Origin of the sequence: Halorientalis persicus (genome assembly GCF_900110215.1) — an archaeon.
In the GTDB taxonomy this organism is placed as follows: Archaea; Halobacteriota; Halobacteria; order Halobacteriales; family Haloarculaceae; genus Halorientalis; species Halorientalis persica.
Genome location: NZ_FOCX01000052.1, coordinates 1 through 14,815 on the forward strand (window position 1 = coordinate 1; position 14,815 = coordinate 14,815).

The 14,815-nt window shown below is 51.8% G+C and carries 15 protein-coding genes and 1 pseudogene; 8 read left to right on the forward strand and 8 right to left on the reverse strand.

Translation table 11 applies throughout. The features are described 5' to 3' along the window. The 3 genes from BMX17_RS26525 to BMX17_RS23345 all read left to right on the forward strand — a co-directional run. Positions 1 to 183: hypothetical protein (locus BMX17_RS26525; RefSeq protein WP_211611448.1), on the forward strand; the 183-nt coding region annotated here is incomplete at its 5' end. A 97-nt stretch (positions 184 to 280) separates the two neighbouring features. Then, positions 281 to 610: a PadR family transcriptional regulator gene (locus BMX17_RS23340; protein WP_092664598.1), complete on the forward strand. Its 330-nt coding sequence runs from the start codon at positions 281 to 283 to the stop codon at positions 608 to 610. A gap of 70 nt (positions 611 to 680) precedes the next feature. Further along, the gene (locus BMX17_RS23345; RefSeq protein WP_092664601.1) at positions 681 to 1,328 is read left to right on the forward strand and encodes a DUF7474 family protein; all 648 of its coding nucleotides are present in this window, start codon (positions 681 to 683) and stop codon (positions 1,326 to 1,328) included. A 60-nt stretch (positions 1,329 to 1,388) separates the two neighbouring features. Here BMX17_RS23345 and BMX17_RS23350 read toward each other — a convergent pair whose 3' ends face one another. After that, the gene (locus tag BMX17_RS23350; protein WP_092664604.1) at positions 1,389 to 2,621 is read right to left on the reverse strand and encodes a Cdc6/Cdc18 family protein; all 1,233 of its coding nucleotides are present in this window, start codon (positions 2,619 to 2,621) and stop codon (positions 1,389 to 1,391) included. A gap of 629 nt (positions 2,622 to 3,250) precedes the next feature. On the opposite strand from BMX17_RS23350, the gene BMX17_RS23355 reads away from it, so the two are divergent. After that, positions 3,251 to 4,618, forward strand: a complete 1,368-nt coding sequence (locus BMX17_RS23355; protein WP_092664607.1) for a phosphoadenosine phosphosulfate reductase family protein — start codon at positions 3,251 to 3,253, stop codon at positions 4,616 to 4,618. Here the strand turns inward: BMX17_RS23355 and BMX17_RS25580 are convergent. Then, positions 4,607 to 5,878, reverse strand: coding sequence for a hypothetical protein (locus tag BMX17_RS25580; RefSeq protein WP_139203701.1), 1,272 nt, complete (start codon positions 5,876 to 5,878; stop codon positions 4,607 to 4,609). The genes BMX17_RS23355 and BMX17_RS25580 overlap by 12 nt on opposite strands. Before the next feature lie 149 nt (positions 5,879 to 6,027). Between BMX17_RS25580 and BMX17_RS23370 the strand changes: the two genes are divergently transcribed. Both BMX17_RS23370 and BMX17_RS23375 read left to right on the forward strand, forming a co-directional pair. After that, positions 6,028 to 6,798, forward strand: coding sequence for a hypothetical protein (locus BMX17_RS23370; RefSeq protein WP_092664615.1), 771 nt, complete (start codon positions 6,028 to 6,030; stop codon positions 6,796 to 6,798). A gap of 93 nt (positions 6,799 to 6,891) precedes the next feature. After that, a complete protein-coding gene (locus tag BMX17_RS23375; protein ID WP_092664618.1) occupies positions 6,892 to 7,332 on the forward strand; it encodes a hypothetical protein in 441 nt (146 codons plus the stop codon). Here BMX17_RS23375 and BMX17_RS27135 read toward each other — a convergent pair. Beyond that, a complete protein-coding gene (locus tag BMX17_RS27135) occupies positions 7,329 to 7,613 on the reverse strand; it encodes a winged helix-turn-helix domain-containing protein (RefSeq protein WP_092664639.1) in 285 nt (94 codons plus the stop codon). The two genes, BMX17_RS23375 and BMX17_RS27135, sit on opposite strands and share 4 nt — an antisense overlap. A 786-nt stretch (positions 7,614 to 8,399) precedes the next feature. Here BMX17_RS27135 and BMX17_RS23385 point away from each other — a divergent pair. Beyond that, complete coding sequence (locus tag BMX17_RS23385; protein ID WP_170845542.1) at positions 8,400 to 9,806, forward strand: recombinase family protein; 1,407 nt, start codon at positions 8,400 to 8,402, stop codon at positions 9,804 to 9,806. 10 nt (positions 9,807 to 9,816) lie between these two features. Here the strand turns inward: BMX17_RS23385 and BMX17_RS23390 are convergent, their stop codons facing one another. The 5 genes from BMX17_RS23390 to BMX17_RS27635 form a co-directional block, all read right to left on the reverse strand. Beyond that, positions 9,817 to 10,770 carry a recombinase family protein gene (locus tag BMX17_RS23390; protein WP_092664624.1) on the reverse strand — a complete coding sequence of 318 codons (954 nt, stop codon included), beginning with the start codon at positions 10,768 to 10,770 and terminating at the stop codon, positions 9,817 to 9,819. Continuing rightward, positions 10,763 to 11,485: a transcription initiation factor IIB family protein gene (locus tag BMX17_RS23395; RefSeq protein ID WP_092664627.1), complete on the reverse strand. Its 723-nt coding sequence runs from the start codon at positions 11,483 to 11,485 to the stop codon at positions 10,763 to 10,765. Before BMX17_RS23395 ends, BMX17_RS23390 begins: the two co-directional genes overlap by 8 nt. 56 nt (positions 11,486 to 11,541) lie before the next feature. After that, on the reverse strand, positions 11,542 to 12,672 hold the full coding sequence (locus tag BMX17_RS23400; protein WP_092664630.1) for a CRISPR-associated protein Cas4: 1,131 nt from the start codon (positions 12,670 to 12,672) through the stop codon (positions 11,542 to 11,544). An 86-nt stretch (positions 12,673 to 12,758) separates the two neighbouring features. Continuing rightward, entirely contained in the window at positions 12,759 to 13,139 is a 381-nt protein-coding gene (locus BMX17_RS23405; protein WP_092664634.1) for a DUF7344 domain-containing protein, read from the reverse strand. 995 nt (positions 13,140 to 14,134) lie between these two features. Then, positions 14,135 to 14,245 carry a hypothetical protein gene (locus BMX17_RS27635; RefSeq protein ID WP_394327923.1) on the reverse strand — a complete coding sequence of 37 codons (111 nt, stop codon included), beginning with the start codon at positions 14,243 to 14,245 and terminating at the stop codon, positions 14,135 to 14,137. A 308-nt stretch (positions 14,246 to 14,553) separates the two neighbouring features. Here BMX17_RS27635 and BMX17_RS23420 point away from each other — a divergent pair. Further along, positions 14,554 to 14,815: pseudogene (locus BMX17_RS23420) on the forward strand (IS5/IS1182 family transposase); the annotation flags it as partial.

Consider the following 14,815-nt stretch of genomic DNA (forward strand, 5'->3'; position numbering starts at 1 on the left):
GGGAGAGTGGACAAGTACGGTCGAATCGTGGTCGGCTACGAGTTCGACTGGCGGTCAACGGTGACCGGGCCGAAGAAGAACCAAGCCTGTGTTCGCATTCACTACCTGAGGTTCAAGGGCGGAATCCAGAACGAGTTCGTTCGCGATGATTCGGTGACGGACCTCGAATCCACTCAAATCTGAAGTTCAGAAGATTGAAACAGGTAAGATGATAAGAAATTGTGGCTGTGCGAACTCCCCAGCCGGACAGTAGCAGTTCCGGCCCGAAAACCCCCCACCCATGAGTAAGCACGACACGAAATCGGCAGACGTATCGGCAACAGACCTGACCGCTTTCCAGAAAGAGGCGCTACTCGCTATCGCTCGGCTAGAGGACAGCGACGAAGAACCGTACGGCCTCGGCATCAAGCGCCAGCTGCAAGAGCGCCTCGACGAAGAGATCAATCACGGCCGCCTCTACCCCAATCTCGACGATCTCGTCGAATTCGGACTTCTCGAAAAAGAAGCCCTGGACAAACGGACGAACACCTACACCCTTACCGAAGAAGGGAAAGAACTCCTGCGACACTACCGCGACTACGTGGACGAGACCGTCTCAACGGCACTCTAGATCGTCCAGATCCGTTCGCAGCCACCATTTTGAGTTGCGGTTGTGCCAACCCAAATAGCCGATTCTGTCTATGTACGATCGATATCCCTGCCCAGACTGCGGCGAAACAAACGGACACGAGCCGCAGTGTAAACACAGTACAGCATCACGGGCCGACGTCGAGAAGGCCTACATCGATATCATCTCCCGACTGATGGTCAGCCCAGCACCGGGTAACGAACTCCGAGACACAGCCGACGGTGAGTGGTCTGACCTCCACGACGACGCCTTCGCTGAGTTGCTCTCTGCGGGACTCGTCGAGATGGACGGCGACGGCGTCTTCGAGCTGGTCCCGCTAGACGAGGCCCACGACCCGGTCGATCCACAGTACGATCCCCTCGCGACGATCTTCAAGCACGGCTCCGTTCCAGGAGCCCACGACAACGCGATCTTCGCGCTCGTCGCCTGGTACGAAGCCCGCGGCCTCTCGTGGCACGAAACGAAAGAGCGCGTCATCGACTGGTTGCACGATACCGGGGCGTGGGAACGGGGTGGGTTCAAAGAGGGCTCGCCCGAAGAAGTCCTCGCGAAGAAGAAGCACGTGTATGAGGGGCCCGGCAACGGTGACGGCTACGGTTGGAAGAACAAAGCGAAAGAGGCCAAACGGGTGATCGACCGGCATATCGGAACTGGGTCGGAAAATGCCAGATGTGCCAATCGTACAGTGAGGTCAGACTAATCGCAGGTTTTAGCTGTTCTATTCCCATCGAACCGGGTTTTCACTTACGAGCTGGAGGGGTCAAATCGACACGTACTGCAGTACATTACTGTCAACCTGCAAGTAGTATTTCTTATAACTCCCTTCCGATTTTCCGCCCCCCGTATAATCGACAGCAAAGAAATTCAAGTCCGCCATTTCACGCATGAGGTCACACATCCGCTGATAACTGAGAGGGTCATACCCTTCTTGTTCAGTTAGCATCGTATACACTTCCCGAATTTCGCTGGTTTTGAACCCGTCATCGAATCCGTTCTCCGATTCGTCTTTGAGGTGAGCCATCGCCAACAAAATGCACTTAGCTTGAACCGGAAACGTCTTCAACATCTCTTCAATCCGATTTGCCTCTGCTTTGTTCCGAGCTCTCTCAACGTGCTGATCGGTGATCTGTTCATCGTCTTTCCGATTGGCAATATCGCCCGCATTAAGTAAGATATCCATCGCCTTTCGGGCATCACCATGCTCCTTTGCCGAGAGGGCCGCGATCTTCTCGATAGTCCCCGGAGTCACAACCCCATCAGCAAATGCGTCAAGTCGCTGTTTGAGAATCGATTGAAGTTGAGGAGCATCATATGGAGAGAAAATAATATCACGTCGACCAAACGCACTCTTGACCCGCATATCAAGGTTCTTTCCATAGTCAATCATGTTACAAATACCAACAAGTCCAATCCGTGTATCCGTTTTTTGGGACTCTCTCGCACGTGTTAGTTGCATCAAAATATCATCTGTTTCTAATTTATCAATCTCGTCAAGTACAAAAATGGCAGAGGAAAAGTGTTCGTTGAGGATATCCCAGAGGTTTTCATAGTGGTAACCAGCCGGAACACCAGTCTTTGGAGTCTTGATGTCTAATCTGTTCGCGTCAACATCCTCGTATTTATCGCAAAGCCCCTTCACTAGACGTCGGGCACACTGTGTCTCCGAACTATCTTGAGAACAATCGACATAGATGTACGCCAGATCAAGACCCTTCCTCTCTGCAACTGATTCAGTCCGTTCGCCCATATGTTTCGCAATCAATGATTTCCCAGTCCCGGTCTTTCCATAGATCATACAAGACTTAGGACGTCCGCCATTGACAACTGGTCGAATATGTTCAGCCACCATTTCTAATTCGTCATCTCGGCTCACTATTCGGTCCTCGTCGGGAACGTGGTCAATCTCAACCAACCGACGATCCTTCCAGATAGTAGGTCCTTCGTCACCGACCTCAAGTAACGGGTCAATCTCCGAGTCGTTACTCCGTGTCATCAATCAGTTAGGAATGATAGGGAGAAGGTAAATATCTTTCCCGTCGGCTCGTAACTGAAAATCGGTTATTATTACGGGTTAGATGGATTAGGTCGGGAGCTTAGAACTCGTGTTTCAAACCCTGTAGTAACTGAATATCCCCCTCAATCTCATTAGAGATTAATTGGAATGGAACACCCACCCTCCATCTCGTAACTGAAGACAAGCAAGGGAGTGGCTCAAAGAATTTGTCTGGAGCTGCCCTAGAACGGATTGTTGTTCTAGTCTTTCGTATTGTATTATTATCTATACTAGTACTACTAGACTAGAGGGAACCCTGCAGTTCGTAAGTGAAAAACTCAGCTCTCACGCACTCTACCACCTGTACGTTCGGGGGCTTTCAGTTACGACGTGGAGGGTGGGGGGTTCCAGAATGATCTGTACTTGACCACTCTATCAAGCGGGAAGTCGGAAAACGGTTTGTGATCGATACGACATTCCATATTGAAACTCGGATTTGCGATAATCCTGTCTCAACCTCTCAGTCGTTTCAGTTACGACGTGGAGGGGGTGGGGCCAATCCCTGTCAGTCGTTTCAGTTATGGCATGGAGTGTATCACTGCAATTGGGGTCAAGCGATCGGGGCAGAAATGCAACCGCAATACCGCTCTCCAAAATCTGTCTTCGAGAAGGCATCATCGCAATCGTACGACCAAGTGTTCGCGCTCGTCTCCGGTGGATCCGATTCCACGACAGCTGCACACGTCGCACGAGCAAGCGAGCAACTGGACATCGACGGCGTCATCTACATCGACACGGGAGTTGGAATTCCTCAGAGCCGGCAGTGGGTCCAGAACTGGGCAAACGAGATCGGCCTGCCATGCCATGTCGTCAGCAGCCAGTACCGCCTGGAAAAGGAAGAGTATCATAATTTAGTTTATAATTACGGAATGCCAGGTCCGGGAGTCCACACCCAGATGTACCGAAATTTGAAGCAGAAACCCCTCCAGCGGTTCCTGTCGGACGTCGTCGACGGCGACCCCCTCCTGATCTCCGGCGTTCGCGAACACGAGAGTCAGCGCCGGATGGAGAACATTGACGGGAAGGGAATCCAGGAAGACGACCTCGGGATCTGGGCATCCCCAATCGTCTCGTTCACCGACGCCGAAGTCGCCGAGTACCAGGAGGAACACGAAATTCCCACTAACCCAGTCAACGAGAAACTCCACGTCAGCGGGGACTGTCTCTGTGGTGCCTTCTCGCGTTCTCGCGAAGAGCTCCGTGAGATCAAGCTGTTCTTCCCCGAGGTATTCCGATATTTCGAGTGGCTCGAATCCCATACTGTCGAGGCCGCCCGGCGTGGTCGGTTCCCCAAGGAGTACGCCCTCTGGGGACACGGGAACGCTGGGACCGCCGGCTACGAAGCCCGGCTCGATGACGAGCAGACAGGTTTCAACCTCTGTGCGAACTGCGAGCAGTCGTGCGAGCGGTCCTACGATCTGGAAGGGACGAGCCTTACCGATGCCGAAGCGGATCTGAAGCAAAGCCAAGAGAACGACTGTTCCCCACCGCAGTTCTGCACGCACTGCCACTCGATGATCGACGATCCGGTCGCCCACCGCGAAGAGTGTCCGGCGACCGCCCAAGGGACTCGTCGCGACTACCGGCAACTCGATATGCTCGAGTCCCAGTTCCGTGGTGCGTGGATCACCGAGGGCGACCCGAAGGAAACCGAGTTCTGTTCAGTCGGAGACGGCCACGACTGGGATGCAGGCGCCGTCGACGTCGCCGGCATCAGACAGTGTGACCACTGTGGGGCATTCCATCTTGGCGAGGGCGACGAACCTACCACTGCCAGCGTCGACGAGCATTCCGACAACTCAGAAGGCGCAAGCGCCGAAACAGAACGCGAAGAAACACCAGTCTCGCTCTCGGAAGATCAACAGCAACTAGAACTCAAGCGGTTCGCAAAGCCTAAGCAAGCAGAGAAACCTCCGGCAGAGAAGTCAACGAACTAGGGAACGATGCTCCTCCGCTCGCGTCGATTCCGAGGTTGCCGTTTCTGGTTCCACAAAGTCCCCCATCGCAGAAACACAAGCCACATTTCCGAACGACACCGCCCCAATATCTCGGAGTGCGAATTCGAGACCGTCGACACGTGTTGCTCTGGTGTTCCCGCGAAGGTGGAGGACGATCTCTTCGGGCAGGCCCAATGCTTCCGAAGCTCGGACTCCATCAGCGGAACCGCCAGTTTCGCACTCAAACGGATTCTTGACCGAGACAGCGTCAATCGATATTGGTTCTTTTGGAGACCGTGGTGGCGTTTGAGCTCTCTGGCCAACTGCAGACCCAACTTCGGAGAGTCCGGGCGACTGCACCTCGAACGAATCTGTTGTCTTGGTAGCTAGAGGCCGGTGATCCGGATACTTGGTGCGGTGTCGAATATCGTCGATATCTGGCAGTAGAAGATTCCCCACCGCGAACGCGAAGTCGTTCCCGGCCATATGGTCAGGATTCGGCATGAGTACAGTGTCGATGCAGACCATCTGAGAATCACCATCAAACCGACCGCTCACGACAAAGACATCGTTTTTCTCGCGGAGAGCAAGTGCAAACACTGCATCCGAGTCAGAGTCAACAGTACTGTCCCAGTCCCACTGCGGCCGGTCAACAAATTCGAGAGTCGTTGGGAACGCCTCGACTAACCCAAAGATACCGCGACCACAGACATTGTGCTGACCTTGACGCACAGCATACACTGTTTCTTCATCTGACGGTGACAGATCCTTTAACTGAGCCAAGAGATGGCAAAAGTCCATCGCGGTGTGTTCTTGTTCCTCGTCGCCGTCGAGAAGATGGAAGAAATCATTCGTGAAGTGCGAATTCTGGAGCTTGAGAGTTCGGAAGGCAGCTAGGTGTCGGGCAAACAGGAACGGCACATCCTCTCGGCCCCCAACTCGGAGTACGAGTGGTTCTGGAACCTGATCTCGATCGCCCCAGACTGGGGGAGTTCCAGCGTGTGCCCAGTGCGGGTCAGCGACATTTGTGATGTGTTGGTACCCAATCTCAAGTACTTCAGCAAACGAGAGAGCAGTCGCTTCCTGGTTCTCTCCGACATGGGCAATTCCTTTCTCAAAAATATGCTTGAGGAGGCGACTCTTCTCCCCACCAAAACGGTGCTGGCAACACTCCACTTCCAGTTGAACTTCCGGAGGGAGGTCAAACTGGTTCAAGTTTTCACAGAGGTATTCCCAATTTCTGGACTCTTCAGGGCCCATAAAACACCATAGAACCGGAGTCCGGAAAAATATTTCCTCAGCTAGATATATTATCCAGAAGCAAGTCATTCGCCAACTAGAAGAATCCCTTGTGGACAAGTCGAACATTGGCAAAAAGCTATAAGAGAGGCCTCTCACTACAATTATTCATGAGTTCCTCCGGAGAAGAGGCATCAACTGCAGTGGGCGGTGAGGACGTTGCAGGGGGAGAGCCACAGTCCGAGAAATACGAACTCCCCGACAACGTAGACCGGACTCGGGTTGTTACAGAACCCGGTGTGAGAGTAGTTGACCGGGAAGACGACGATCCTGACCGGGATACTGCTGTTGTGATCAACGCCCCCCCATCGACATGCGAGGAGTGGGACGCCTACTACGACCGACACGAGGACGGGTGGGTTTCGGTCGCAGAAGACAATCCAGACTACGATCCTGATGCGCCCGTTGTAGTAATCGCATTCCTTCCCGATCTAGAAGATAGCAACTCCGACATCCTGCCCATTGAAAATGCGGTTTCGCTCAATTCGCTAGAGATTTCCTACTACAGTTTCCCTCCAGGACGGCTCAAAATCGTCGACATCCCTGACCATGTCGAAATTGGCAACGAGTCGAATGGGGAAGCATCGGCAGCTGATGAAAGCGAGAAAGAGGCCGACAGTGAAAGCGATGCAGAACCAGCGGAACCAGACGGTGAAGACGAATCTGAAGAACCGCCAGAATGGGAGCTGTCCGAGGAATTCGAAGCACTCCGGGACCGGCTAGCAGAGTCGGCAACAGTCGAAGTTGATCATACGGAGGATGGTCCAGTTCTAGCAGTCGAAAAACTGGGAACGTCGTACCGGATCCAAGAAGACGGGACAATCACTGGTGACGGTGCGCTCCGGGACCGTCTCAATCCCCTCGTTGACGAGTATCTCTAGATCCGCTCGTTGGTCCCAGCGAGAAAACACGTTGGCTGCTCTGGTTTCTTTCCCAAGCGAAAATGCAAGAGTTGAGGGCCTGCGAGAGAGGCGATGGTATTCCAAGTCACGACCGCGTGCAACGGCCCGAAAGTCGATCCAGACGCCATCGACCAGCTAGAAGAGTATCTCAACCGCTGTCGCTTTGTCGGCGGTGTCCACGACAGCCTCACCGTCACTGTCCGAGATCAAGAACCGGGAAAACCATACCTCACAATTCATGGGACGGGGGCCGAATTCAAGCCAGTCCCCGCAGCGGCCGCGGAAAACCTGTCCGAAAGCGATGCACTCCAAGACCACGTCGATCGTGAGCAGTTTCTGGAAGATATCGCACCGTACCTCCAGGAGCAGTGTATCGTTCAGACCGTCGGCCACGACAAAGCTCGATTCCCACTGATCGCTCGACAAGATGCAGTTTCAGCTGACGGCGAGTACTACGAAGATTCGCTCAGTTGGGACAACCTCAGCGGCAGTAGTAGCAACGGCGAGAGCTAGTCTGCTGGAGCCAATTCCTCAGATTCGATTTCTGTCCACACTTGTTGGCCTTTCTCGGTGATCCCGTACACACGCCCCTTTCGACGGTCCTCCGAAACCAAGAGTTCGACTAGATCTCGCTCGCGAAGCCCTTGGAGCGCTCGCGAAATGTGGGCGATCCCCAAATCCAAATCCGCTGCAATCCGTGACGGTGTCGTTGGCCCCTCCGCAAGCCGCTCCATCGCACCAATTCGATACTGCGAGCTGATCACGTAGCTCACGTCATCCCAATCAACTGACATTGTTTTAACCTCCATGTTCGGAAAATCCTCGAACAAAGCAGGAATCAACAAGACGGCGAAAAAGGGTATGTGCGATCTGTGTGCAACCTACAAAGGGCAATGTTACCAGATAGCACGAACAGCGCGCGGAGATTTTGACTTTTCCTAGGCAAACACTCGCAAACATATATTCAGATGTCAAAAACAATAGTTAGTCGATACGCGCCGGTTCTGTTATAAAACATCTATTATCAGAAATACCGGTTTAACATTTGCCGGTTTTTCGGGAATCTGCCATTTCTGCTGGAAAAACATTAAGGGAAATCGGCCAGTACCCGGCGGTATCACAAACTAGGAACACACCCGCCGCTACGACGGTGGGGAACACGAGTGAAGATGAGATATCTCCTCGTTGTTCCTCTGGCATCAAAAGTGTTGTGCCCACTGGTTAGCCGCGGGTCCGCCCCCACGCGAGACCCGAGGGAAGCCAACGGGCGCACACTTTTGTGCAATGCCGGAAGTACCGCTTCCGAATTGCCGGACGCACCCGTCAAGGCACGCCGACGCATCCATCCAAGGAATGCGTCTGCGTGTTTTGACCGGCCGTACATGAATATTACGGCCGATACGTTCGGTCCCCTCGCCGCCCAAAATATGATGAAAGAAACCGCAGTTCGCAATACGAAGGACTCGCACCGTTCGCTAACCACGAAGACGATCACTACCAGTGGCCAGAAAGACACGGGGAGGGATGTTCCCCTCAGCTGGAACAGTGATCGAGGATCGGAGCCAACTCAACTCGGTCTGATGCCACTTGCTGAAAAAGAAAGCCGCCAAAGGTCTCTCCCCCACAGACTAAGGGCGGAGAGAAGACCCCCAAAGGATAGCCGTATCCTTACTCTTTTAAGCAATCTGGCACAGAAGCTAAATTCACCCCCTGGTCGAACCTCTCTTGGAGATCTAACAATCGAATTCACAGAATCGTCAGGACAATCCTCCGTTGAACAATTTGTTGGAGGTTCGACTCCGCCCTCAACCGAATCTGAGTCTGTCAGTCAATCTGGTTCTTGGACAGAGGGAGCAAGGCAGACAGATAATTCGACTCAGCAGGTCATTATCTACGTTCGAGTCAGCACAAATGAACAGGCGTCAGAGGGACGAAGTCTTGAAGGTCAAAAAGACGAACTTCGGTCGATTGTCGCAGAAAGCGACTCGATGGAACTGTACTGTGATCCAATCGAGGATGATGGGATTTCTGGGACTGATTTTGACCGGGAGGGAATTCAGCGTGTCGCCGAAATCGTTCAGCAGGAGAACATCTCCCACCTGTTGGTAGACGATATTGACCGAATCGGACGGACGATCCCAGAGACAATGATGTTCATTCAGCGTCTCCGGGATCAGCATGGCGTCAAAATACGAACGCGAACAGTCGAATTCGACGTGGTAAAAGTCCCTGACAGAATGCGAGTCGCCGTACTGGCACTCATGGCCGACATTGGAACAAGAAACCGCGCTCGATCATCACGGCGATCATCTGCACGTGGGTTCATCGAAAGCAAACAATGGAATTCCTGGTATCATGGTGTCCCACTCGGCTACGAAAGCACAGACGATGGCTGGATACGAGTCAAAGAAGAGTTACGCCCAGTCATTACGGACCTGTTCAAATCCTTTGTGCGGAAAGAACAGTATGCAGCTGTAGCAAAGAAAATCAATCGGGGGTATGGCTCAAAACTCGAGAAGCCACTAACATCACAACGAGTCAAGCGGCTTCTCACCCGTCCAGTCTATATCGGCAAACCAGCAATACCAGTCAAAAATCTAGAAAACTACGATCCAAATCCAGAGGTAGATGATCCTAGTCTGCAGATGATTTCTGAGGATCTCTTCGAGCGAACCCAATCACGCGTTCAGTCGATAGCTGACAAACACTCAACTGACACTGGAGTCACAAGTGAGCCCGAAGACTTCATCGAAGAGTTTGATCCGGGAATTCTCGAGGTCACTAGTCCCCTCGTGCAGCTGTTGTGTCCGTCGTGTGGTTCTGAGATGGTAGCTGATGGACAGTATACTTTGGAACAGGGTGTAGCGTCACACATCTATGAGTGTACATCTGATGACTGCAATTATCATCGTCAATGGCCGCGAAAAGATGAATATGAGCGGATGAAAATGCTGAAAAAGATCGATGAGTACAAAGATATTCTCTAACCAGCGGGAATCATCCCTGCTTCGCATCTTCTAAGAAGGTTACATAGTCGTCGTAAATCTTCCCGACAGCAGCAGCTTTGCGATCTGCCGACATCGATTGCCGTTTCTCATTGCTATCACTCTGGAATCGTCTCCGTACCTTTTTCGCCTGCTCAAAGAGAGAATCATCTAAAATTCGATAAGCTTCCACGTAATCATTAACATCGGCTACGGAATACTGTCCCACGTACAACGAGTTCGTGAGAATGTCTCGAACACTTCGAGGCGCCCACGAGTTTCCAGCCTTCGTAGTCTGACCGCACTCATTCAGTCTTTCAGCAACTTCAGGCATCGATTTGATCTCAATATACCGCTGAAAGATCTCTTCGACGAACTGTGCCTCTGGAGGGACGATAACCAAACTGTTGTCATCGTCCTTCTCATACCCCAACGGTGGCGAGGCATTGGGCCAGCGATGATCTCGTGCTAAAGCATGGAGGCCCATCTGCGACCGTTGCTGGATCATATCGCGCTCAAACTCAGCCGCACTCGCGATATTACGGAAATTGAACCGGCCTGCTGCTGAGGTCGTGTCGATCTGCTCAGTAACGCTATACAACCCAACTTCATGAGTTCTGAGATCCGATTCCAACTTTACTGCATGCATTAGTGTACGAGAGAAGCGGTCAAGTTTCCAGAAGACAATAACATCGAATGACTGCTCTTCGGCACGCCGCATCATCTTCTGAAACATGGGTCTCTCAGTGTCTTTGCCGCTCTCTGCTTCATCCTTGAAGATGAAGGCAACAGTCCAATTCATCGACTGACACCGGTCGATACACTGCTGGATCTGTTCATCGAGGGAATATCCGAACTGCTGGTTTCGAGATGACGTCCTTGCGTACACTGCAGCACGAACATCATCACAGCTATCCTCCGGAGAATTAGGGGTTCCTTCCAGCAACGACCGAGTTAGATCACGCATCAGAATCAAGACCTCGAAGTTCGTTGAGGCGGACTCGAATTGTTTCTGGAGAAACGCCAGCCAAATCAGCCAACTGCTGTTGGGTATAGCCCTCGTTGCTGACAATGTAGAGTACAGCTGCAGCAACTCCCGCAGGATTCCGACCAGCAAGCAATCCCTCACTTCGGGCCCGAGTTAGTAGCTGATCTGTATCTCTAACGACGGATAGTGGTGTATCCAATTCTGTAGCGAATGACAATACATAATCGGCAGGTTCTGGAGGTGGAGGATTGACACCAAGCTCTTCAGAAAGAACTCCTACAGCAGACCTCAGATCTGTCTGAGATAGTGAGGCTGCCGTAGCAACACGATTGATTGAAAGAGGGGTATTCCCCTTTCTTTTAGCTAAAATCAGAGCAGCAGCGACGATAGAGCCATTATGACGGCCATCTGTAACCCGAGTCTGGACGGCATCCCGGACGATCTCTGCGGTCGCAATGCGCTGTGGCGAAGTTAACTGAAAAATGGGAGTAAGGTCCTCAAGCAGACCGATGGCCTGAGCAAAGCGCTTCTCTGTAGCGTTCATAACAGTACAATAATCCATCCAGCTGCGCTGTTGGACACTTGTACTCTCGCAGTTTGGCGATCCGTGAAGGCTGGCCACATCAGAGTTGCCAATAACGAGGCCACAATCAGCACAGACCGGATTTGAAAGAGAGTACGATGTATCCATCATCTCAGATCCACACCCATTGCAAGAGGGCTCAAAGCCCTCTGAAGGAGGTGAAGAGGTCACTGTTCTACTTCCATCACGTTAGTAGGTGTTGAGATTCGAATCTGCTCATCAATACGAGGATCGTGGAGAGTTGCAGGGATACCATCAGAGGCACATGTCGGACAGTTTGGCGACCCAAGCGAATCTGATTGATCACTAACATCTTCCAAACGGAATGATTCTCCACATACTCGGCATTGCCAGTTGTAGACATCGAACCGATCAGCAAGGTCAGGATGTTGGATCGCAAGTGTAGGAGGTATCCGCATCTCTGGATTGGCTTCAAGATAGCTTACAATCTTCTCACGTGGATATTCGAAGTCGGGAAGAAACCCGTGTAGATGAGTGGCTTCATAACCTGTAGAAGCCTGACCACATCGGTGCTGGTACGAACAGAATTTGCATTCCCAGTCGTATTCCGGTTCGGGGGGAGGTAACTGCCTTCGAAGACGGTATTCAGTGTGATCAGCTGCCCAGGCCAAGACAACCTGATCCCAAAATTCAGAATCAAACTGGATATGGAAGAACTTTGCATCAAGCGAATCTCGGGACACGTACATCAGAACACCTTCCGTTAGATCAATCTCATACTTTTCAGACAGGCCAACGAGATAGGCGTGAAACTGGGCTCGGTGATGACGGTTGGGAGAATCAATGTTTTCGATTGAAGACTTCGTTTTAATTTCCGTCGGTAGAATTGGTGTACTATCGCAGTCGACTATCAGCGGATCTGTAGCACCCTTGATTTGAATTTCACCGACATCAGTGTCGATCTTGAAATCAATCCAATCTGTATTGCGGACGTATGTCCCCGTCGCAGTTACAGCACACTCAAGGAAGGAAGAGGCGAGATCTTCCTCAAATCGTGTTCCAAACCAAAAGATTCCTTGTGGGTCTGACTGTTCTGCAGCCGCATTGTATTGCCGGTAACTGATTTTCCTTTGACACTGGAGGAGTGAACTCGGGCTATGCCTCTCTGGCTCAGGGATATCGCCTGGATTGTTGAAATACGGTGTTCCGTTTTCGATGTTCTGTCTGTACTGACGTTCCCGATACCAGTCCTGAAAGGAGTCCCCATTTAGGTTATCCAGTAATTCGTCAAGCGTCGCCCAGTCGTCCGGTCCATTATTTTGATTTTCTTGAGTCATATTCTGAACGGTGGTGGTTCTGAGGACCCACCGTTTGTTCCAGACACGACGACGAGCTATCTACTCTATCGGTGATTGCTGTCGCTCTATTCTGTATTACTCTCTGGTTCTACGATTGAACAGAACACCTCCACAGTGGGAGTATTTGTCTTGAGAAGAAGGGCTGCGATGTCAAAGTGAGCCCCAAGTTGGACTGTTTGGCGCTCGGTGTCGTAGATGATAACGCCCGCTTCGGAAAGGGTTGGTAAATGAGTCTGCGAAAGAGCGTTGTACGCATTCCGGTATGGTTCGCCAGTAGCCTTCTTTACAGCCACATTTTGCTCAAGGCTGGCTATCTTTTTAGCCAGTTCTCGAGTAGTCAGTGTCCGCTCATCTTCCAGAAACTGAACGACGTATCGCCGTCGGGGGGCCCGGAAGGAATGATAGAGCTTGGTCAGGATATCTTCTAGTTCTCGATTCCTCGCCATGGGACCACTGTTTTTTATTTCAGGTATTAGTTCCTTCGGCAGAACTATTGCCAGTTTGTTCCTCCGGCGGAACAAATATCTAACATCCGTCAAGTTCCGGTGTACGGTGATGAATAATGGGCCGGGGCGAAAGCCAACTGTCAGTGACGATGAAATCTTATCAGTATTTCGGAAATCGGCTGATCCCGTCCTTACGGCTTCGGAAGTCGCAGAAGAATTTCCTATCGGACGCAGAGCAGCATTGAAACGACTCCGCGCACTTGAAGACTCAGGTAAATTACGGTCAAAGGAAGCGGGGAGTGGAAGTAGAGTCTGGTGGTTCCCGGGCCATACATCAACACTCCCATAGGATATTTGAGGTTTGCTTAGCTTTCAGTAGTTGAAACCGGTCGTCTCAATGTATATATCTCAGGTTCTCTCACTGCTCAGTCGTTCAAAGTTGATCGATAATCTTGTTGATGATCTAGAAGGTTCCGCTCGCCAGGTAGAACCGATTCCGATCTTTCTCGGAAAGTTCTCCTAGTAGTCTGTCATTTTCGAGCTGTCCGATCAGTCGGTTAGCTGTGCTGTATTCGACGTCCAACCAGTCGGCCGCTGTATTCACGTCCAGATACCGATCTTCGAAGAGCCGCATCACCAGTTCGAGGATATTCTCAGATCACTCGCTCTGATAGCGCTGTTGATAGTCTTCTCGGAGGTCAACTAGCAGGTTGGCCCGTCGGTGGTCCCCATCTGCTTGCGACTGCACGCTACGCAGGAAAAACAGGAGCCACTCTTCCCAGTCACCGCGTTGACTGACTGCCAAGAGATTATCAACGTACGCTGACCGTCGTGCGTTGAAATAGGAACTCGGGAAGAGACAGGGCTCGGGCAAGAGACCGTTACATTGCAGGAGAAGAATGATCAATAGCCGCCCGAGTCGTCCTTTTCCATCGAGAAACGCGGAATCGTCTCGAACTGGTAGTGGACAGCCCGATTCGGAGAAGTGGATGCAGTTACGTCTTTTGGTTCTCTTGGGTACCCTGCTGTCTGTTTTCGTCGATAAGAACTTTCTGTCCGGCCTGATAGGCGTAGATATCCGAAAGAGTAGCATATGTCCCCTCAATTTGGGAGGATTCCGGCGCTTCTTATAGGATGAACGGCCCGACCAGGATACCTCTTGATCTGACACGTGGACCGATGCCGTGGTGCCGACCGAGTGCCTGTGTCGCGTCCGCTAGCGGTTTAATGAACTGTCAGTAGTAATTGAAGGGGAGAGTGGATCAGGTCGAAATGCCGAATACGTCCCTTTTGATGTCGTCGTGGGAACCATCTCACCGAGCGCTGGCTCGTCGAAGTCATTCCGCTCCATTAGTGGTTTGAGGGTGTCATAGAACGAGTAGCACACCAAAGAGCAGGGTGAATGCTGAGGTGGATGAGCTCAGCGACCCTGCAAGATGATCCTTTGATAGATTCGTTCTTTAATTCCGTGGAAACCGAGACGCTAGCGCTGTTTGAGCACCTTTCCTTCGAGTTTCTCGAAGAGTTCGATGTGTTCGCCCCGGCGAAGACGGGGCGAACACGAGAACACAACCCACCAGAGCTGATGCGTGGCTTTCTCCACTGCTACTACAAGGACATCTACGGCATTCGTCCCGTTGAACGAGAGCTTCGGAACACGGTCGTTTGGCTGAGCT

Coding starts and splice junctions, on each gene's coding strand:
- BMX17_RS23340 (WP_092664598.1), top strand. CDS start 281: ATGAGTAAGCACGACACGAAATCGGCAGACGTATCGGCAACAGACCTG.
- BMX17_RS23345 (WP_092664601.1), top strand. CDS start 681: ATGTACGATCGATATCCCTGCCCAGACTGCGGCGAAACAAACGGACAC.
- BMX17_RS23350 (WP_092664604.1), bottom strand. CDS start 2,621: ATGACACGGAGTAACGACTCGGAGATTGACCCGTTACTTGAGGTCGGT.
- BMX17_RS23355 (WP_092664607.1), top strand. CDS start 3,251: ATGCAACCGCAATACCGCTCTCCAAAATCTGTCTTCGAGAAGGCATCA.
- BMX17_RS25580 (WP_139203701.1), bottom strand. CDS start 5,878: ATGGGCCCTGAAGAGTCCAGAAATTGGGAATACCTCTGTGAAAACTTG.
- BMX17_RS23370 (WP_092664615.1), top strand. CDS start 6,028: ATGAGTTCCTCCGGAGAAGAGGCATCAACTGCAGTGGGCGGTGAGGAC.
- BMX17_RS23375 (WP_092664618.1), top strand. CDS start 6,892: ATGGTATTCCAAGTCACGACCGCGTGCAACGGCCCGAAAGTCGATCCA.
- BMX17_RS27135 (WP_092664639.1), bottom strand. CDS start 7,613: ATGTCAGTTGATTGGGATGACGTGAGCTACGTGATCAGCTCGCAGTAT.
- BMX17_RS23385 (WP_170845542.1), top strand. CDS start 8,400: ATGCCACTTGCTGAAAAAGAAAGCCGCCAAAGGTCTCTCCCCCACAGA.
- BMX17_RS23390 (WP_092664624.1), bottom strand. CDS start 10,770: ATGCGTGATCTAACTCGGTCGTTGCTGGAAGGAACCCCTAATTCTCCG.
- BMX17_RS23395 (WP_092664627.1), bottom strand. CDS start 11,485: ATGATGGATACATCGTACTCTCTTTCAAATCCGGTCTGTGCTGATTGT.
- BMX17_RS23400 (WP_092664630.1), bottom strand. CDS start 12,672: ATGACTCAAGAAAATCAAAATAATGGACCGGACGACTGGGCGACGCTT.
- BMX17_RS23405 (WP_092664634.1), bottom strand. CDS start 13,139: ATGGCGAGGAATCGAGAACTAGAAGATATCCTGACCAAGCTCTATCAT.